Annotated in this window: 21 protein-coding genes; 7 read left to right on the top strand and 14 right to left on the bottom strand. The window is 68.1% G+C overall.

Annotated features, from left to right (window positions below):
* Positions 1–199: 199 nt before the first annotated feature.
* From EV678_RS02705 to EV678_RS02660, 10 genes are all read right to left on the bottom strand, one after another.
* Positions 200–421, bottom strand: a complete 222-nt coding sequence (locus tag EV678_RS02705) for a glycine zipper 2TM domain-containing protein (RefSeq protein WP_130458429.1) — start codon at positions 419–421, stop codon at positions 200–202.
* 27 nt (positions 422–448) lie between these two features.
* The gene (locus EV678_RS02700; RefSeq protein ID WP_014237416.1) at positions 449–1,033 is read right to left on the bottom strand and encodes an outer membrane lipoprotein; all 585 of its coding nucleotides are present in this window, start codon (positions 1,031–1,033) and stop codon (positions 449–451) included.
* A 27-nt stretch (positions 1,034–1,060) separates the two neighbouring features.
* Positions 1,061–1,396, bottom strand: coding sequence for a hypothetical protein (locus EV678_RS02695; RefSeq protein ID WP_014237415.1), 336 nt, complete (start codon positions 1,394–1,396; stop codon positions 1,061–1,063).
* A gap of 225 nt (positions 1,397–1,621) precedes the next feature.
* On the bottom strand, positions 1,622–2,983 hold the full coding sequence (locus EV678_RS02690; protein ID WP_014237414.1) for a sigma 54-interacting transcriptional regulator: 1,362 nt from the start codon (positions 2,981–2,983) through the stop codon (positions 1,622–1,624).
* 2 nt (positions 2,984–2,985) lie between these two features.
* A complete protein-coding gene (locus EV678_RS02685) occupies positions 2,986–3,438 on the bottom strand; it encodes a hypothetical protein (protein ID WP_130458428.1) in 453 nt (150 codons plus the stop codon).
* Positions 3,439–3,477: 39 nt separating this feature from the next.
* Entirely contained in the window at positions 3,478–4,914 is a 1,437-nt protein-coding gene (locus tag EV678_RS16440; RefSeq protein WP_130458427.1) for a HAMP domain-containing sensor histidine kinase, read from the bottom strand.
* Positions 4,915–5,012: 98 nt separating this feature from the next.
* Entirely contained in the window at positions 5,013–5,579 is a 567-nt protein-coding gene (locus EV678_RS02675) for a YceI family protein (protein WP_130458426.1), read from the bottom strand.
* 75 nt (positions 5,580–5,654) lie between these two features.
* On the bottom strand, positions 5,655–6,233 hold the full coding sequence (locus EV678_RS02670; protein ID WP_130458425.1) for a YceI family protein: 579 nt from the start codon (positions 6,231–6,233) through the stop codon (positions 5,655–5,657).
* Positions 6,234–6,283: 50 nt separating this feature from the next.
* Positions 6,284–6,823, bottom strand: coding sequence for a cytochrome b (locus EV678_RS02665; protein WP_014237409.1), 540 nt, complete (start codon positions 6,821–6,823; stop codon positions 6,284–6,286).
* Positions 6,824–6,837: 14 nt separating this feature from the next.
* Complete coding sequence (locus EV678_RS02660) at positions 6,838–7,683, bottom strand: DODA-type extradiol aromatic ring-opening family dioxygenase (protein WP_130458424.1); 846 nt, start codon at positions 7,681–7,683, stop codon at positions 6,838–6,840.
* Positions 7,684–7,822: 139 nt separating this feature from the next.
* On the opposite strand from EV678_RS02660, the gene EV678_RS02655 reads away from it, so the two are divergent.
* Positions 7,823–8,704: a LysR family transcriptional regulator gene (locus tag EV678_RS02655; protein WP_268907593.1), complete on the top strand. Its 882-nt coding sequence runs from the start codon at positions 7,823–7,825 to the stop codon at positions 8,702–8,704.
* 6 nt (positions 8,705–8,710) lie between these two features.
* Here EV678_RS02655 and EV678_RS02650 read toward each other — a convergent pair whose 3' ends face one another.
* The 3 genes from EV678_RS02650 to EV678_RS02640 all read right to left on the bottom strand — a co-directional run bounded on the left by EV678_RS02650 (position 8,711) and on the right by EV678_RS02640 (position 10,314).
* A complete protein-coding gene (locus tag EV678_RS02650; RefSeq protein ID WP_130458422.1) occupies positions 8,711–9,403 on the bottom strand; it encodes a hypothetical protein in 693 nt (230 codons plus the stop codon).
* 121 nt (positions 9,404–9,524) lie between these two features.
* The gene (locus EV678_RS02645) at positions 9,525–9,917 is read right to left on the bottom strand and encodes a carboxymuconolactone decarboxylase family protein (protein ID WP_235832394.1); all 393 of its coding nucleotides are present in this window, start codon (positions 9,915–9,917) and stop codon (positions 9,525–9,527) included.
* Entirely contained in the window at positions 9,850–10,314 is a 465-nt protein-coding gene (locus EV678_RS02640; RefSeq protein WP_130458421.1) for a MerR family transcriptional regulator, read from the bottom strand. Before EV678_RS02640 ends, EV678_RS02645 begins: the two co-directional genes overlap by 68 nt.
* Before the next feature lie 141 nt (positions 10,315–10,455).
* On the opposite strand from EV678_RS02640, the gene EV678_RS02635 reads away from it, so the two are divergent.
* From EV678_RS02635 to EV678_RS02620, 4 genes are all read left to right on the top strand, one after another.
* Complete coding sequence (locus tag EV678_RS02635; protein ID WP_130458420.1) at positions 10,456–11,424, top strand: MBL fold metallo-hydrolase; 969 nt, start codon at positions 10,456–10,458, stop codon at positions 11,422–11,424.
* A gap of 294 nt (positions 11,425–11,718) precedes the next feature.
* Complete coding sequence (locus tag EV678_RS02630; protein WP_130458419.1) at positions 11,719–12,081, top strand: hypothetical protein; 363 nt, start codon at positions 11,719–11,721, stop codon at positions 12,079–12,081.
* 214 nt (positions 12,082–12,295) lie between these two features.
* On the top strand, positions 12,296–14,992 hold the full coding sequence (gene acnA / locus EV678_RS02625) for an aconitate hydratase AcnA (RefSeq protein WP_130458418.1): 2,697 nt from the start codon (positions 12,296–12,298) through the stop codon (positions 14,990–14,992).
* A 396-nt stretch (positions 14,993–15,388) separates the two neighbouring features.
* Positions 15,389–16,756 carry an EAL and HDOD domain-containing protein gene (locus EV678_RS02620; RefSeq protein ID WP_130458417.1) on the top strand — a complete coding sequence of 456 codons (1,368 nt, stop codon included), beginning with the start codon at positions 15,389–15,391 and terminating at the stop codon, positions 16,754–16,756.
* Between the two features lie 140 nt (positions 16,757–16,896).
* Here the strand turns inward: EV678_RS02620 and EV678_RS02615 are convergent, their stop codons facing one another.
* Positions 16,897–17,118 (bottom strand): RNA-binding S4 domain-containing protein, encoded by a 222-nt coding sequence (locus tag EV678_RS02615; protein ID WP_130458416.1) that lies wholly within the window; start codon positions 17,116–17,118, stop codon positions 16,897–16,899.
* 157 nt (positions 17,119–17,275) lie between these two features.
* Between EV678_RS02615 and EV678_RS02610 the strand changes: the two genes are divergently transcribed.
* Both EV678_RS02610 and EV678_RS02605 read left to right on the top strand, forming a co-directional pair.
* Complete coding sequence (locus EV678_RS02610) at positions 17,276–17,824, top strand: TetR/AcrR family transcriptional regulator (RefSeq protein WP_130458415.1); 549 nt, start codon at positions 17,276–17,278, stop codon at positions 17,822–17,824.
* Positions 17,821–18,786, top strand: a complete 966-nt coding sequence (locus EV678_RS02605; protein ID WP_130458414.1) for an HlyD family secretion protein — start codon at positions 17,821–17,823, stop codon at positions 18,784–18,786. Before EV678_RS02610 ends, EV678_RS02605 begins: the two co-directional genes overlap by 4 nt.
* The last annotated feature ends 13 nt before the right edge of the window (positions 18,787–18,799 follow it).

The following is an 18,799-nucleotide window of genomic DNA, read 5'->3' as shown; positions in this document are numbered from 1 at the left end:
TGATTCGGAAACATCCCACTCGCTCCCTGCCGACGGGCATTGCCGATGGTATTTTTTTCTATGACAAAAATACTAGCATGACCCGGGGCCGGCTGCGGCGGTGCACCAAAAAAAGAGCCGATGGTAGGCGCCCCCGCCTACCACCGGCTTACACAAGCACCCGGAAACCGGGCGCGGCTCAAAGGGATTCGGCTCGGCGTCAGCGACGCTTGGACAGCTCGTTGCCCACCAGGCCGCCGGCAGCGGCGCCGGCCACGGTACCCGCCGTGCTGCCGCCGGTCAGGGCGGAGCCGACCACACCGCCGACGACGGCGCCGGTGGCCACCCCGACCTGCTGCCGGGTGGGATTGCCGCTACAGGCGGACAGGGTCATGGCCAGGACGGCAGCGGCGACGAGGGCGAAGGATTTTGCGGTTTTCATGTTGTTCTCCACGGGGTTGGGATGGGTTCAGGGAATGGCGCTGACGTTGCCGTTCACCACCTTCACCTTGTCGCCGGCGGCCACGGCGGGCACGTGGGACTGGGAAATGGTGCGGTAGGCGCCGTCATCCATGCGCACGGTGATGCGGTAGGCGGTCTGGCGATTCATGTTCTTTTCGATGCTGTTGCCGGCATAGGCCCCGCCGGCAGCGCCGATCAGGGTCATGGCCGTATTGCCGCCGCCCCGGCCGAACTGGTTGCCCACCAGGGCGCCGGTGACGCCGCCGGCCACGGCCCCCAGTCCGCTGGCATTGCCTTCCAGCTGCACCATGCGCACCGTTTCCACCACGCCGCAGTTGGCGCAAGTGGACTTGGCGCTGGCGGCCCCCTTGGCGGCGGGCTTGCCGCCCTCCTCCGCCTTGGCGGCGTCCTTATCGGCCCCCTTCTCCTGCAGCTGGGAAGACGCCGAGGGAATGAGGCCGGTGATGGCACCGATGCCCAGCAGGCTGAAGACGGTGAGAGAGACGGCGGCCGCCGTCAGCAGGGGATGCAGGCGACGGGCCCGCACCGGGGCCGGGGTCGGGGAATGGCCGATTTCGAAAGTGGAATCCATGGTCGCTCCTTGGCAGGGGGAACTGGCTTACCAGTCGTGGCGGTCGTGGTGGTGACGGTGACGATGCTTGTAGTGGCCGCGGTGGTAACCCCGGTCGTGGCGGTCGTCGTAATAGCCGCGTCGGCGGCCATCGTCGTAACGGGAACGGGTATTCAGGGAAACGCCGGCTGCCGCGCCGAGGGCACCACCGACCATGGCCATGTCGCGGCCGCCGATGGCCGAACCGACGGCGGCGCCGGCCGCACCGCCAAGGGCGCCGCCAACCACGGCATCGCCGTCGATGCCACCGTGGGCATGGGCCGCATTGAACAGACCGGTGCTACCGATCAGCAGGGCCAGCATGACAACTTTCCTGAACTTCATTTTTATTCTCCTGGGCAAAAAGCGCCGCCTTGGGAGCGCGGCTTGCAACCGTTATTGCAACGGCCGTGCCAGGAAAAAAACTTCCTTGAAGATCAGTATGTTAGGAGAAAACAAAAAGAACAGGCCGGCCCCGGAATTTCGGGGCGGCCCGACAGGGGCTGCCATCATTGATCGCAGCCAATTGATTTAAAACGGATTTATTTTGTCGGGCCAGCCCGACGCCCCTCAGGCGCTGTCGCCGGCCCCGGGCTTGAACTGCTTGGCGTCCAGCTGATGCCGTTCCAGCAGCTTGTAGAACTCGGTGCGGTTGCGCTGGGCCAGGCGGGCCGCCTGGGTGACGCTGCCTTCGGTGAGGCGCAGCAGGCGCACCAAGTAATCCCGCTCGAACACCTTCTTCGCCTCGTCCAGGGAAGTGAAGGCGCTATCACCGGAGCGCAGGGCCCCCTGGATCAGGGCCGCAGGCACCAGGCCGCCGCTCACCGGGGAGAGGGCCACCGCCTGCTCCACCACATTCTGCAACTGCCGCACATTGCCCGGCCAGGGCGCCGTCACCAGTGCTTCCATGGCATCCGGGGCGAAGGCGGTGACGGGTTTGCCGTAGCGGCTGGCCGTGCGCTGCAGGAAATGGTTGGCCAGCAGGGGAATGTCCTCCCGCCGCTCCGCCAATAGGGGCAGAGCCAGGGAGACCACATTGAGGCGGTAGTAGAGGTCTTCGCGGAACTGGCCGCTTTTCAGGAGTTCGTCCAGGTCCCGGTGGGTGGCCGAGACCACCCGCACATCCACCGGCACCGCCTGGGTGGCGCCCACGGGGCGCACCTGGCGCTCCTGCAGCACCCGCAGCAGCTTGGCCTGGAGGGACAGGGGCATGTCGCCGATCTCGTCGAGGAAGACCGTGCCGCCGTCCGCCTCCAGGAACAGGCCCTTGTGGTTATAGGTGGCGCCGGTGAAGGCGCCCTTGCGGTGGCCGAAGAGTTCGGACTCCAGCAGGTTTTCCGGAATGGCGGCGCAGTTGATGGCGACGAAGGGCTTATCCGCCCGGGGGCTGGCCAGGTGGATGGCCCGGGCCAGCAGTTCCTTGCCGGTGCCGCTGGCGCCGGCGATGAAGACGCTGGCATCGGAAGCCGCCACCAGGCGGGCCCGCTCCAGCAATTCCTGCATGGCCGGGCTGCCGCCCACCAGATCGGCGCGCCAGGGCTCGTTCTCGCCGCCGCCCTGGCCGGCGGGGGACGCCAGGCGCAGGGCCTGCTCCACCTGCTCCAGCAGGGCCTTGCCGTCGAAGGGTTTGGTGAGGAAACCGAAGACGCCGCGGCGGGTGGCATCCACCGCCTCGGGAATGGTGCCGTGGGCGGTGAGCACGATCACCGGCAGGGTCGGGGCCCGGCGCTGGATCTCGTCGAACAGGGCGAGGCCGTCCATGCCGCCCATCTTCAGGTCGGTGATGACCAGCTGGGGCCGCTGGGCCTGGAACATGACCAGGGCCTGCTCGCCGCTGTCGGCGGTGCGCACCCGGTGGCCGGCGGTGGCCAGGCGCAGGGCCAGCAGTTTTAGGATGTCGGCGTCGTCATCCACCAGCAGCAGTTCGGCCATGGCTATTGCCTCCCCTTGCGGCTGCGCTCGATAAGCTGGCGCTCGATGGACTTGAGTTCGTCCAGCTGTTCCTTCAGTTGCTGGGCCCGGCGCCCTTCCTTCAGGCGCTCGTTGAGCTGGCCCTGGACCAGGGTCGCCAGCTGGCCGGCGGGACCGGCATGGCCGGCCAGGGGTTCAAGCAGGGCCAGGGCCCGGGACTTGTCCTCCAGGGCCGGCTGGGGCAAGGCCAGCAGCACTCCCAGGCGCAGGCGGTTGCCCAGGCTGCGTTCCCGGTTGTAGGCCTGCTGGGCGGACGCCAGCTCCCGCTTCTGTTCCTCGACGTTGGCGGCGGCAGTCTTCTGGGCCAGGGCCAGGGTATCGAGCACCAGGCGGTTTTCGTCCACCGGCGCCGGCGGCACATGGCTGCAGGCCCCCAGGAAGAGGCAGAGGCTCAGCAGCAGGGATGGGAATTTCATGGGTATGCGGTAAGACAAGGCAGTTCGGCTAGGGAGGGTTCAGCGCCCGGCGGCAGCGAGGGGCAGGCTGAGACGGAAACAGGCCCCGGGAGGGCCTTCGGGCAGCATTTCGAGCCGGCCCCGGTGGGCCTGGGCCAGTTCCCGGGCGATGGCGAGGCCGAGGCCGCTGCCGGGGACGCTGGCGGCGGCGGGGCGGCTGCCGCCCAGGTAGAACCAGTCGAAAATGCGTTCCCGGTCGTTGGGGGCGACGCCGGGGCCCTGGTCACGCACGTCCAGGCAGGCAAGGCCATCTTCGGACTTCAGGGCGACGGCGATCATACCACCCTCGGGAGAGTACTTGACCGCGTTGGAGAGCAGGTTGTCGAGGACCGTGGCCAGCTTGTCCCGGTCGCCCCACACCGTCAGGGGCTCGCATTCGGCCTGGAAACGCAGACCCCGGGCCTGGGCTGCCAGACGGTGGTCGTCCAGCCCCCGGCCCACCAGCCGGGCCAGGTCCACCGGCACGAATTCGAGGCGCCCCAGTTCATCCAGGGCCCGCTGGGCATTGAGCAGGCGCTCGATCATGGTCTGCAGCTGGCGGCTCTTGCCCTGGAGGATGGCGACGATCTCCCGCTGGCCTTCGGAGAGGGAACCGGCGGCGCCGTCGGCCAGCAGCTCCGCCCCTTCGCGCAGGGCGGTCAGGGGCGTCTTCAGTTCGTGGGAGACATGGCGCAGGAAGCGCACCTTCTGGGCCTCCAGCTCGTTCAGCTGCTGGCGCAGCCATTCCAGGCGCTGGCCCAGGCGCTCCAGGTCGGCCGGGCCGTGCACCGCCACCGGCGCCTGCAGGTCGCCGCCGCCGAGGCGGGAGACGGCGGCCTCCAGTTCCCGCACCGGCCGGGCGATGAGGGCGGCGGCCAGGGCCGACACCACCAGGCCCAGCACCAGCATGGCCAGCAGCTGCTTCCACAGGCGCTGTTCCGCCTCCCCGGCCAGTTCGCCGAGGCGGCTCATTTCCCGGTCGGTGAGGGCGTCGCTGATGCGCTGCACGCCCCGGGCCAGGTCGGAAAGGGCGGCATAGTCTTCGGCCAGGCGGGCCTTGCCGCCCTGGATCTTCTCCAGGCGCTCGCGCAGGGCGGCCTCGGTGTCGATGGTGCGGTTCAGCTCCAGCAGCTGGGCTTCATCCAGGGGCAGCAGGGACAGCTCGCTGAAGGTGGTGCGAAAGCCCGCCCGCAGGGTGTCGTAGTCCGCCAGCAGGGACGGCTCTCCCAGCACCAGGTACTGGCGGGCGGAGCGTTCCAGGGCCACGGTCTGTTCCAGCAGCTGGCGGCTGGCCCGGGCCGCCTGGGCGGTCTGGCCCACGGCCTGGCGGCTCTGCTGCACCAGCAGGTTCACCTCCATGGCCGTCTGCACCAGGGCCACCACCAGAGGCAGGGCCGCGGCGAGAAAGGCCAGGGAGAGCAGCTTGAGAAAGGACTTGGGATAGAAGCGGGGAGACACGACGGGCCGGCGCGATATCTGGGGAGGCCCATTCTAAAGGCAAAAAGGCCCGCCGATGCGCCTTGCATCGGCGGGCCCGGAGGCAGCCTCGGGGAGGCTTATTCCTTGATGGCTTCGACGGCGATGGTCAGGGTGACGTCGTCGCCCACGTAGGGAGCGTACTTGCCGGCGTTGAATTCGCTGCGCTTGATGACGGCGGTGGCGTTGGCGCCGCAGGCGTCCTTCTTCAGCATGGGATGGGGCATGCACTGGAAGGAGGTGACGCTGAGGGTGACCGGCTTGGTGATGCCCTTGATGGTCAGGTTGCCGTCTACGGACACCACCTTGTCGCCGTCAAAGTTCACCTTGGTGGACTTGTAGGTGGCGGTGGGGAACTTGGCGGTGTCGAGGAAATCCTCGCCCTGGATGTGGCCGTTGAACAGGGCGGAGCCGGTATTGACGGACTTCATGTCGATGGTCACGTCCACACTGCCGCTCTTGGCGGCCTTGTCGATGACGATCTTGCCGCTGGTCTTGTCGAAATGGGAGAGCTGGGTGGAATAGCCGAAGTGGCTGTAGGAGAAGCGGGGGAAGGTGTGGCTGCCGTCCATCACATAGGTTTCGGGAGCGGCCACGGCGGCGAAGGAGGAAGCGGCGATGGCGACGGCGACGAGTTGCTTGATCATGGTTAATCTCCTGTAAGGGGTTTTCTAAGATTTCTCTGGGTACGGCTTGGGGTTGGGGTGATGCGGCGATACGGCTTACTTCTTGGCCGCAGCGGCAGCCGCCGCCACGACGTGGAACTTGATCTGGATTTCGTTGGCTACGGTGCCGAAGTCGGCCCACATGCCTTCGCCGATGGCGTAGTCCGCCCGCTTCAGTACAAAGGCGCCGTCGAAGACGCCGTTGGTGCCCTCCTGCTTGAAGGTGAAGGGGGCGGTGGCATCCAGGGTCTTGCCCTTGATGCTCAGCTTGCCGGTGACCTCGAAGCGGTTGTTGCCGAGGGCCTTGACGCTGTTGGAGACGAAGGTGGCCTTGGGGAAGGCCTTGGTGTTGAACCACAGCTTGCTTGCCACTTCGTCATTGGCCTCCTGGGAGCCGGCATCGATGCTGGCCAGGTCGATCTCCAGGCTGGCCCTGGCGGCCTGGGGCTTGGCCGGATCGAAGGCGATGCTGGCGGCGCTCGTCCTGAACTTGCCATCCACGGGCACGTTCATCTGCTTGTAGGTGAAGGCGATCTGGGTCTTGTCGGCCTGCACGGCGTTGAACTCGACGGCCTGGGCCGGCAGGGCGAAGACGGCGGCGGCCAGGGCGGCGGCGCCGAGGGTTTGTTTGATCATGGTGTTATCTCCGTGACGTTGGGGTTGGCGTGCGTTTTTCTTGGTGCGACTCAGGAGCGGCCCGGCAGCATGCGGCGCAGGGTGGCGTCCCGGTCCAGGAAGTGGTGCTTCAGGGCGGCGCCGGCATGGGCGGCCACCAGGGCCAGCAGCAGGAAGTTGAGGCTCACATGCACGGTCTTCAGCAGGTTGCCCAGGTCCGGGTCCTTGCCGATCAGGTCGGGGATGGGCAGCACGCCGAAATAGACGGTCTGGAAGCCCTTGGCCGAACTCATCAGCCAGCCCGTGAGGGGGATGGCGAACATCAGCAGGTACAGCAGGTGATGCACGCCCTCGGCGGCGAGGCGCTGCCAGGCCGGCATGGGCACGGGAGCCGGCGGCCGGTGGCCGAGGCGCCAGGCAAAACGCAGCAGCACCAGCAGGAACAGGCTGACGCCGGCCCACTTGTGCCAGGAATAGATCTGCAGCTTCTGCGGCGACAGGGGCAGGCCGGTCATGTAGAAGCCGACGCCCAGGGCGCCGAAGAGGCCCAGGGCCATCAGCCAGTGCAGGGCCTTGGCGGTGCTGCTGTAACGGTCGGTGCTGTGGTTCATGGTGATTCCTCGCTTCAGTGGGCAGCTACCGCGGCGGACACCGGGGTAGACGCGGAATGGTCGATTTGGTTTGCCCCCCCGGCGGTGACGCCGAAGGCATAGCTGTCCATGCCGATCACGCCATAGACCAGGCCCCCTTCCAGGCGGCGGGCGGCGGCCCAGTCCTCGCCGGCGGCACCGATGGCCACCAGCAGGGGCTGCAGGTGTTCGTCGGTGGGATGGGCACGCACCGCGTGGGGTGCCCGGCGGCGCAGGTCCAGCAGAGCGTCCAGGTCGCCGGCGGCGATGGTGTCAGCCACCCACTCCATGAACTCCCGGGCATAGGCCGCTTCGCCGCCGCCCAGGCGGAAGTCCATCAGGTTGTGGGTGATGCTGCCGGAGGCCAGCAGCAGCACGCCCTGCTGCCGCAGGGGCGCCAGGGCCCGGCCCAGGGCCAGCAGCACCTGGGGCGAACCGGTCATGGGCAGGGACAGCTGCACCACCGGCACGTCGGCTTGCGGGTAGAGGTGCATGAGAGGCACCCAGGCGCCGTGATCCAGGCCCCGGTGGGGATTGCTGCGGCCGGGGAAGCCGGCCCGGGCCAACGCCTCCAGGACCTCGGCCGCCACCTCGGGAGCACCGGCGGCCGGGTAGCGCAACTGGTACAGGGCCTCCGGGAAGCCGCCGAAGTCGTGGATGGTCTCGGGCCGGGCGCTGGTGGCCACTTCCAGGCCGGCGGTGATCCAGTGGGGGGACACCACCACCACCGCCCGGGGCTTGGGCAGCTGCCGCCCCAGGGCCGTCAGCCGGGGGCCGATGATGCCGGGCTCCAGGGCGAAGGTCGGCGCGCCGTGGGAAATGAACAGGGTGGGCAGGGTCATGGTGCGGTCCCTCGAAAGTGGGCGGCAACAGGTGTGGCCGCGATGGAACGTACTTTATTGAACCGACGATTGAAGATAAATATACAATCCAGTGACTAACTGTTTTGATATTCGGAACAAAATGGACAGATTCCGGGAAATGGAAGCCTTCGTTGCCGTGGTGGACAGCGGCAGCTTCGTCAAGGCGGCGGACCAGCTGCGCAGTTCCAAGGCCGCCGTATCGCGCCTGGTGCAGGACCTGGAAAGCCGCCTGGGCGCCCGCCTCCTGCACCGCACCACCCGCCGCCTGTCCCTCACCGAGGCCGGCCGCCTCTACCTGGAACGCAGCAAGCAGATCCTGGAAGAACTGGAGGACGCGGACAGCGCCGTGGGCCTCACCACCAACCGGGCCGTGGGCCAGCTCAAGGTCAACGCCCCCCTCTCCTTCGGCGTGCTGCACCTGGCGCCGCTGTGGGGCGCCTTTCTCGCCACCCATCCGGAAGTGAGCCTGGACGTGAGCCTCAACGACCGGGTGGTGGATCTGGTGGATGAAGGCTACGACCTGGCGGTGCGCATCACCCGCCTGCCCGACTCCTCCCTGGTTTCCCGGCGCCTGGCCAGCACCCGCATCCTGCTCTGCGCCTCGCCCCAGTACCTGGCGGCCCACGGCACGCCCCGGACCCTGGCCGACCTGGCCCGGCACCAGTTCATCGGCTACAGCTATTCCCCCAGCGGCGACACCCTGGAACTGGAAGGCCCCCACGGCATGGAAAGCGTCAATCTCCGCCCCCGCTTCCACGCCAACAACGGCGACACCTGCCGCGCCGCCGCCCTGGACCACCAGGGCATCGTTTTCCAGCCCACCTTCCTCTGCCACCAGGACCTGGCCAGCGGCCGCCTGGTGCCCATCCTGCCCCAGTACAAGCAGCGGGAACTGGGCATCTACGCCGTCTATCCCTCGCGCAAGCACCTCTCGGGCAAGGTGCGGGCCCTGGTCAATTTCCTGGCGACGGCCTTCGAGCAGGCGCCCTGGGAGAACTAGCCCCCGTCAGCTGCGGGAAAGCAGCCCCAGGAAAGGCACCATGCGGATCAGGAACTGCAGCAGCGGTACGGCAATGACCAGTACCAGCAGCACCCGCGCCACCTTGCCCCAAACCGGCCGGGCGGTATTGTCGCTGCAACGCCAGACCAGGACCGTCACGCTCAAAAGCAGCGTCCACACTAAACCGACGGTCAATGGAAACACGAACATGGACAGCAGCACCTGGGTCTTTCCGTCCAGGTTCCCGATGAGGACATTGACGACAAGGCTGGCGAGGAAGGGCTCCGGAACATAGACAAGCCAGAAGGCCTTCCACAACGGCAGGCGCCCCTGCAGCAGGTCGGCCACGAAGCCGCTTCCTGTATCCGTCGGCTCCGGTTCCCTGGGCTGCGCTGGACGGCGCATTTCCCGGAACAGCAGCAGCAAGGACAGGCCGCTCGAGAGCATAAGCAGGGACAGGCCCCATACCGCCAGGGTGATTCCGCTTTGACGGAAATCGACCGCCGCATGCAGCAAACTGAGGGCCAGTTGCCGCAGGATGCCGACATCGTTCAATTGGCCGATATCGGCCGCCAGGCCCTCGGTAATCGCCCCGGTGCCAGCCATGGAAAGAAACCAGTAGAGATAAAAGGCTGCCAGGCCGGTGAAGAAGGACCAGGTATTGAGCAACAACAAGGCGAGGCGGACGGAAGGATACATGGGGTGGCGCGACATTTTCCGGACCATGACATGTGCAAGACCAGGACCATAACCTGCCGCCCCTTACAACGACAAGGGGCATCCGGGACGCCCGCCCCGGGGAACATCGCCGCCGTCCCGCTCACCCGGCTTCGGCAAACACCTCCTGCGCCGCAAACAGGCCGTTGAGGGCCGCCGGAAAACCGGCATAGACGGCCATCTGCATGATGGTCTCCACCACCTCTTGACGGCTCACACCCACGTTGAGGGCGCCCTGGATGTGCACCTTGAGCTGGGGTGCCGCATTGCCCAGGGCCGTCAGGGCCGCCACCACGGCGATTTCCCGGGCGCGCAGGTCCAGGCCCGGGCGGCTGTAGATGTCGCCGAAGGGAAATTCGATCAGGTAGCGGGCAAAATCCGGGGCAATGTCGGCCAGGCTGGCCACCACCTTTTCCCCGGCCTGGCCGTCAATCTCCTGCAGCTTTGCCAGGCCTCTGGCGTAACGCTCGTTTTGCATCGCTTCGGACTTTTCCATGGGAGGCTCCTTTTGCCTTGGGTTGGATGGATGAAGCCTCCAGCTGCCGGTAATGCTCGACCTTGCAGGCCAGTACCGCCGCCGTTTCCTCCAGCTGGCGGATGTTCCGCCGCACGCCCTCCAGGTGCCGCTCCAGCATTTCCCGGCGCGCCCCGGCGGTGGCTTCGCCTTGCCGACGCAGCTCGGCGAATTCCTGCATCTGCCGCACCGGCATGCCGGTACTGCGCAGGCGCAACAGGAAGGCCAGCCAGGCCATGTCGTCAGGCACGTAGCGGCGCTGTCCTCCCGGCCCCCGGGGCACCGCGCCGATGAGACCGATGCGCTCGTAGTAGCGCAGGGTGTCGGGACTCAGGCCGGTGCTGGCGGCCGCTTCCTGGATGGAGAGATAGGGCTTCATGGCAGGCATCCTAAAAGCTGGAGCGCACTCCAGGTCAAGGGATAAAAAGGCGGGGAAACAGTCCTTGCGGCGAGCCCCGCGTCATAGGCTACACTCCCCTCCTTCTCCCATCATCCCAAACCCATAACAGGAGATTTCCCCATGCAACTGCGCCGCTCACTGCTCGCCCTTTCCGCCGCCCTCCTTTTCCTCGCGCCCCTGGCCCGGGCCGAAGCGCCCCAGGTGCAGACCCAGGTGCCCGGCTACTACCGCACCCAGCTGGGCGACTTCGAGGTGACCGCCCTCTACGACGGCGCCATCGAGCTGGAGACCAAGCTGCTGAAGAACGCCCGGCCCCAGGACCTGAACGCCCTGCTGGCCCGCATGTTCGTCGGCAACCCGAAGATGCAGACGGCGGTGAACGCCTACCTGATCAACACCGGCAAGAACCTGGTGCTGGTGGATACGGGCGCCGCCAAGCTGTTCGGCCCCTCCCTCGGCAACATCGCCGCCAACCTCAAGGCGGCCGGCTACAGCCTGGAGCAGGTGGACACGGTGGTGCTGACCCACCTCCACGCCGACCACATGGGCGGCCTCAACGATGCCGGCGGCCAGCCCATCTTCCCCAAGGCCCGCATCCTGGCGGCCCAGGAAGACAATGATTTCTGGCTCTCGGAAAAAGTGGCCGCCGCCGCGCCGGAAGGCATGCAGCCCTTCTTCAAGCTGTCCCGGGACAGCGCCGCACCCTATCTGGCCAAGGGCCAATGGGCTACCTTCGCCGCCGGCAGCGAGCTGGTGCCGGGCATCCGGGCGGTCAAGGCCAACGGCCACACCCCCGGCCACACCGCCTTCGCCGTGGAGTCCAAAGGCCAGAAGCTGCTCATCTGGGGCGACCTGGTCCATGCCCACGCCGTGCAGTTCGCCAAGCCCGGCGTCTCCATCGAGTTCGACGTGGACCAGAAGCAGGCCATCGCCACGCGCAAGGCCATCATGAAGGAAGCCGCCGCCAGCAAGGTCCTGGTGGGCGGCATGCACCTGCCCTTCCCCGGCCTCGGCCACGTCCGCGCCGAAGGCAAGGGCAGCTACGCCTGGGTGCCGGTGGAGTTCGCCCCCCTGCCGGCCCGCCCCTAACTTCCGGCCCGCCCCCACGACAACGGGAATGGAGCGATCCATTCCCGTTTTTCATGGCACCTGCCCTGAAAGCGTCACCAGTCCTTTATCTTCAGCATGCCATCGCCGGGATCGGCCAGGGGCGCGGCTTGCAGCCGAGGTGCCGGGCGCAGTGTGAAAGGGCTTCGGCATTTCCGGCATTGCAGCATAGAATCAGCACGGCCCGTAACGCCGGCAAAGGCGAAAAGGCCGCGTCTCCGTCCCCGGCCGGGGACGGCGCCACAACAAACCATAAACATCAAAGGAGAACGCAACATGCAGCAAACCCTTACCCGCATCGCCATCGTCACGGCCCGCCTGGCCGGCACCGCCGCCCTCATTCTCGGCATCCTGCTCTGGCTCGGCCAGGGCGGCGCCCTGCTCCACGCCCACATGGGCACCGGCGCCCTGCTGGTGCTGTCCCTGTGGCTGCTGTCCCTGCTCGGTCTCAAGGCCGCCCCGGCCCTGGCCATTCTTGGTGCCACCTGGGGCGTCGTGGTGCTGGCCCTGGGCGTGTTCCAGACCACCCTGCTGCCCGGCGACTACCACTGGGTGGTCCAGGCCGCCCACCTGCTGATCGGCATCAGCGCCATGGTGCAGACCGAGCGCCTCGCCGCCGCCATCGGCCGCGCCGGCTGAGGACTGACGCCTCTCATACCAGGGCGGCCCGCTGGCTGCCCTTTTTGTTGCCCGGCGTTTTGCTCCGGCGCCGGCGCCGGCCTTCAGGCACGGCAGCGGCCGACAGACACGCCACGCCCGCCCGGGGTGGCCGTGACATGCGCAGCCACATTTCCGGAACGTTCGGCCGGCGGCGGACTCAGTACCCATGTCCCTCCCCTTTTCCGGAGCCGTCATGACCACCGATTCCTTTTCCACCCTGCAGCCCCTGGCCACCGCCCGGGGGCCCATCGGCCTTTTCCACTCCCTGCCCGCCCTGGAGGCCGCCGGCATCGGCCCCGTGTCCCGCCTGCCGGTGTCCCTGCGCATCGTCCTCGAAGCGCTGCTGCGCCACTGCGACGGCCGCCGGGTGACGCCCCGGCACGTGCGTCAGCTGGCCAACTGGCAGCCCCGGGCGGAACGCACCGAGGAGATTCCCTTCGTCGTCGCCCGGGTGGTGCTGCAGGACTTCACCGGCGTGCCCCTGCTCTGCGATCTGGCCGCCATGCGCGATGCGGCGGCGGCCCAGGGCACGGACCCCAAGCGCATCGAGCCCCTGGTGCCGGTGGACCTGGTGGTGGACCACTCGGTACAGGTGGACGAGTACGGCACCCCCACGGCCCTGCGCCGCAACATGGAGCTGGAGTTCCAGCGCAACGCCGAGCGCTACCAGTTCATGAAATGGGGCATGCAGGCCTTCGACACCTTCAAGGTGGTGCCGCCGGGCATCGGCATCGTGCACCAGGTGAACCTGGAATACCTGTTCCGCGGCGTGCGCCGCCAGGGCGAACTGCTGTTCCCGGACACCTTGGTGGGCACCGACTCCCACACCACCATGATCAACGGCGTCGGCGTCGTCGGCTGGGGCGTCGGCGGTATCGAGGCGGAGGCGGCCATGCTCGGCCAGCCGGTGTATTTCCTCACTCCCGACGTGGTCGGCGTGGAACTGCGCGGCCGCCTCAACGAGGGCGTCACCGCCACCGACCTGGTGCTCACCGTCACCGAACTGCTGCGCCGGGAAAAGGTGGTGGGCAAGTTCGTCGAATTCTTCGGCCCCGGCACCGCCAGCCTGTCCCTCACCGACCGGGCCACCATCGCCAACATGGCGCCCGAGTACGGTGCCACCATGGGCTTTTTCCCGGTGGACGAGAAGACCGTGGACTACCTGCGCCAGACCGGCCGCAACGAGGCCGAGGTGGAAGCCTTCGAGGCCTACTTCCGCGCCCAGGGCCTGTTCGGCGCCCCCCGGGCCGGCGACATCGACTACAGCACCCAGCTGAGCCTGGACCTGGCCACCATCGTGCCCTCCCTGGCCGGCCCCAAGCGGCCCCAGGACCGCATCGATCTGTCCGACATGGGCCGCAGTTTCGACACCCTGTTCAGCCAGCCCACCAGCGCCAACGGCTTCGGCAAGCCGGCCGAACAACTGCCGCAGCGCCAGCCCACGGCCCGGGCGGGCGTGGACCTGGGCCACGGCGACGTGCTCATCGCCGCCATCACCTCCTGCACCAACACCTCCAATCCGGCGGTGCTGATCGCCGCCGGCCTGCTGGCGAAAAAGGCGGTGGACAAAGGTCTCTCGGTGCAGCCCCACATCAAGACATCCCTCGCCCCCGGTTCCCGGGTGGTCACCGACTATCTGGAAAAGGCCGGCCTGCTGGCGCCCCTGGCCCGACTGGGCTTCGCCCTGGCCGGCTACGGCTGCACCACCTGCATCGGCAATGCGGGGGACCTGGCGCCCGAATTCAACCAGGCCATCGCCGAGCGGGACCTGGTGGTGGCCGCCGTGCTCTCCGGCAACCGCAATTTCGAGGCCCGCATCCATCCCGCCATCCGCGCCAACTACCTGGCCTCACCGCCCCTGGTGGTGGCCTTCGCCATCGCCGGCCGGGTCAATGTGGATCTCACCACCACGCCCCTGGGCACGGGCCGCGACGGCCAGCCGGTGTACCTGCGGGAAATCTGGCCCAGCTCGGAAGAAATCGCCGCCGTGCTGCCCTTCGCCCAGGACCCGGCCACCTACCGCCGCCTCTACGCCGACTTCACCCGGGACCATGACCTGTGGAACGCGGTGCCGGCGCCGGAGGGACAAATCTACGACTGGCCACCCTCCACCTACATCGCCAGGCCGCCCTTCTTCGACGGCTTCACTGTCGAGCCACCGCCCCTGGCGCCCATCAACGGTGCCCGGGCCCTGCTGGTACTGGGAGACTCGGTCACCACCGACCACATTTCCCCCGCCGGTTCCTTCAAGGCGGCCACCCCGGCGGGCCAGTGGCTCACCGCCCAGGGCGTGAAGTCCCTGGACTTCAATTCCTACGGCTCCCGCCGCGGCCACCACGAGGTCATGGTGCGCGGCACCTTCGCCAACGTGCGGGTGAAGAACCTGATGCTGCCGCCCAAGGCAGACGGCAGCCCGGTGGAAGGCGGCTACACCCTGCTCGACGGGCAGCAGGTGACGGTGTTCGAGGCAGCCAGCGCCTACCTGCAGCGGGGCATCCCCACCCTGGTCTTCGCCGGCGAGGAATACGGCACCGGCTCCTCCCGGGACTGGGCCGCCAAGGGCACCCGGCTCCTCGGTGTGCGGGCCGTGGTGGCCCGCAGCTTCGAGCGCATCCACCGGGCCAACCTGGTGGGCCTGGGGGTGCTGCCCCTGCAATTCAAGGCCGGCACCAGCGCCGCCAGCCTGGGCCTGGACGGCAGCGAGCGCTTCGACCTGCCCGGCGCCGACGGTCCCCTGCAAGCCCAGCAGGACCTGATGCTGCGCATCACCCGCAGCGACGGACGGGTGGAGCAAGTGCCCCTGCTGTGTCGCATCGACACCCCCATCGAGGTGGAATACTTCCGCCACGGCGGCATCCTGCCCTACGTGCTGCGCCAGTTGCTGAGCTAGGCGGCAAGCCGGATAACAAGGCCTCCGCCTGTTTTTTAGGCGGAGGCCAAAAACCCTGGCGGGTGACGCACTTAGGTGATTTGCCCACTGCTTTTCCACAGGCTTGTTCCCCTAAAAGGTGGATAAAGGCGTTTTATCCACCGGCGGAACCCCGCGCCAATGCTCGATCTGCGGCCCATCCCCCGGTTTTGCCCCGATTGCCGTTTTTTTAGGCGGAGAGCAAAAACAGCGATGAATCAGGGGGCTGGCGCGCTTATCCCCGGCCTATCCACAGACTTGCTCCGGTGAATCGGGGATAAGATTTACCGCCCCGACTGCCAACTTTTGACAGCTTTTCACCCCGGCGAGGGACGTAAAATAACGGGTTACAACAACCCACAATAAAATCCCCGACCCATGGTTTTTGGCAAACTCATCGGCCGTCTCACCGGCCAGGACGACACCCCGCTCCAGCCCCTGCCCCTTTCCGCCCTGGTGACGACGCCCGTCGTCGATCCGGCCGTGGCGGCCCAACAACGGCAACGCGCCGCCGCCGAAGCCATGCTGCGGCGTGAAGAAATCATCGACAGCCGCAACCGTCTCTGCGGCTACCGCTTTTCCACCGCCGGCAGCGCCGCCGGACAAACGTCCCCCCAGGCCGACGCGCCGGCGGAAAGCGCTTTCCTCGCCGCCCTGGCAGAGATCGACCTGCCCGCCTTCGCCACCCGCCGCCTGGCCCTGGTGCCGATCTCCCGCGCCGCCCTGGCCGCTGGCGGCCACCTGCCCCTGCGGGCCGCCCGCAGCACCTTGCTGCTGGATGTGGAAGGTTCGGACGTGGAAGCCTGGCTGCCCCTGTTGCAGCAGGCCAGGGCGGATGGCTGCCGCCTCGCCCTGCGCGGCCTCACCCTGCTGCCGGAACACGCGCCCCTGCTGGCCCTGGCCGACCTGGCCCTGCTCCGCCTGGACGACTACGACCTCACCGATTTCCAGCGCCTGGCCCGGGGCCTGAAGGCGGCTGCGCCCCAGCTGGAGCTGGCCGCCGACGGCGTGCCCGGCTGGCCGGAACGCCGCATGTGCGCGGCCTGGGGCTTCGACTACTGCCTCGGCCCGTTCACCGTGCTGGCCGATTGCGAGGAACCCGAAGGCAAGCTGGACAACTCCCGGGTCGTGCTCATGGAAATGCTCAACCTGATCCGGGCCGAGGCCGACCTGGCGGACCTGGGGGCCGTGGCCAAGAAGGACCCGGGCATCGCCCTCAAGGTGCTGGCCCTGGCCAACTCCCCGGCAGCCGGCCTGTCGGCGCCGGTGGCCAGCCTGGAACAGGCCATCATGGTCCTGGGCCGGCAGCGCCTGTACCGCTGGCTCACCGTCGCCATGTTCCGCGTCGGCACGCCCCGGGACCGGGACGAAGCCCTGCTGGAAGTGGCCATGACCCGGGCCCGCTTCCTCGAAACCGTGGCCGACGGCGTGCTGGCCAAGAAGGATTGCGACGAGCTGTTCCTGGTGGGCCTGCTCTCCCTCTTCGACGTGCTGCTGGCCATGCCCCTGACCAAGGTGCTGCAGCTGATCAATCTGGCGGACGAGGTGACGGCCGTCCTGTTGCGCAGCGAGGGGCCCTACGCCCGCTTCCTGCAGCTGGCCCTGGCCGTGGAGCACGGCCGCAGCGCCCAGGCGGCGGACATCGCCGGCGAACTGGGCATCGATCCGGCGGGCCTCGGCAACACCAGCCAGCTGGCCCTGGCCTGGGCCGAAGAAGCCCTGGGCATCAGCGCCCCCGACCTCTAGCGCGGGCGACGGATCAACTGCCAATCCGGCAGGCCGCAAGACAAAGGGCCGGCAACGCAAGTTGCCGGCCCTTTGTCTTGTGTGTCGCCGCACTCAGCCAACGCGGGAGCAGTCCCGCCCGGCCACTGCCGCCTGGGCGCTTAGGCCTCCTCGGCCACCAGCTGGATGGTCTCGCCGCCGAACTGCACCTTCTGCCCGGGGCGCAGCTTGGCCCGCTTGCGCGTTTCCACCTTGCCGTCCACCTTCACCTGGCCCTCTTCCACCATGATGTGGGCCTCGCCGCCGGAAGACACCAGGCTGGCCGCCTTGAGCAGTTGATCGAGCTGGATGTATTCGCCGCGCACGGGAAAAACGATGGCCATGAAAAATCCTTCAGAAAATGACGGCCGCTAAAGCCAAGGGCCGCATTGTCCCAGACTCAACCGGCAGCCACCACCGGCCCGGGCGAAATATTTTTGGTAAGCCCACCAAATCTTGGTAGAGTTACCAAACAGTATTCACCCACGGCATCCACCGACCATGAGCGTCAAGCAACGGCTCCTCGCCGCCGGCGTCACCCTGCTCCACGAACAGGGCCTGGCGGCCCTCACCCAGCCCCGCATCGCCAAGGCGGCCGGGGTCAGCCAGAGCCATCTCACCTATTACTTCCCCACCCGCAACGAACTGCTGCTGGCCATCGCCGAACAGTCGGTGAATGACGCCCTGACACGCCAGCTGGGCAGCCCGGAGGCCGACCCGGCCCAGGCCCTGGCCGCCGCCATGCGCTTCCTGCCCCGGGTGCGCATGCTGCTGGGCCTGGTGGCCGCCGCCGATCAGGAACCGTCCCTGCGGGAAGCGGTGAGCCGCCTGGTGGACCACGTGCGCCAATCCATCGCCCAATTGCTGAGCCACCTGGGCTACGCGCCGGAGGCGCCCCAGGTGCTGGTCTTCCACGCCGCCATCGTCGGCCTGGCGGTGATGAACCTGGGCCGCCAGAGCCCCCAATCCGAAGCGGAGCTGGCCGTGGGCCTGCGCCAGCTTCTGGCCCTCCTGCCCCATCCCACCGCCCCGGGGAGTCCCGCACCATGAAAACCGCCACCCTGCCCCTGCTGCTCGCCGCCGCCCTGCCCCTGCTGGCTGCCTGCGGCCGCGATGCCGCCCCCGTCTACCCGGGTTACGTGGAAGGCGAATACCTCTACCTGGCAGCGCCCCAGGCCGGCTACCTGAAGTCCCTGGAGACGCCCCGGGGCAGCCGGGTGAGCGAGGGCCAGGCCCTTTTCGCCGTGGCGGCGGACCCGGATGCCCAGGCCCTGGCCGAGGCCGAGGCCCGCATCGCCGCCGCCCGGGAAAAGGCGGAAAACCTCAAGGAACCGCGCCGGGCGCCGGAGATCGCCGGGCTGGAAGCCAATCTGCGGGCGGCCGAAGCCGGCCGCCGCCTGGCCCGCACCCGCCTCGACCAGCAGCAGGCCCTGGCGCGGCAGAACTTCGTCGCCCAGGCCAAACTGGACGAAGCCCAGAGCGCCTTCGACCAGGCCCTGGCCCAGGAGGAGGCGGCCCGCCAGCAGCTGGCCACCTACCGCAGCACCCTGGGCCGCCAGGCCGAGGTCAAAGGCGCCGAGGCCGACCTCCAGGCCGCCGCCGCCCTGGCGGCCCAGAAGCGCTGGGTGGTGGAGCGGAAGGCCGTCAGCGCGCCTGCCGCCGGCGAGGTGACGGAGACCTACTACCGTCCCGGCGAATGGGTGCCCGCCGGCGCCGCCGTGGCCAGCCTGCTGCCGGACAACCGCCGCAAGCTGCGCTTCTACGTGCCGGAAACGGCCCTGGCCGGGCTCAAGCCGGGACAGGCGGTGGAAGCGGCCTGCGACGGCTGCGCCCAGCCCATCCGCGCCAGCATCGACTTCATCGCGCCCCAGGCCGAATACACGCCGCCGGTGATCTACAGCCGGGGCAGCCGGGAAAAGCTGGTGTTCCGCATCGAGGCGGCGCCGGCCCCGGAGCAGGCCGCCAGCCTGCGTCCCGGCCTGCCGGTGGATGTGCGCCTGCTGGAGCGCTGAGATGGAAGCCGGG

The sequence above is a fragment of the Azospira oryzae genome (assembly GCF_004217225.1).
GTDB lineage: Bacteria > Pseudomonadota > Gammaproteobacteria > Burkholderiales > Rhodocyclaceae > Azospira > Azospira oryzae.
This window is presented reverse-complemented; position numbering and strand designations above follow the sequence as displayed.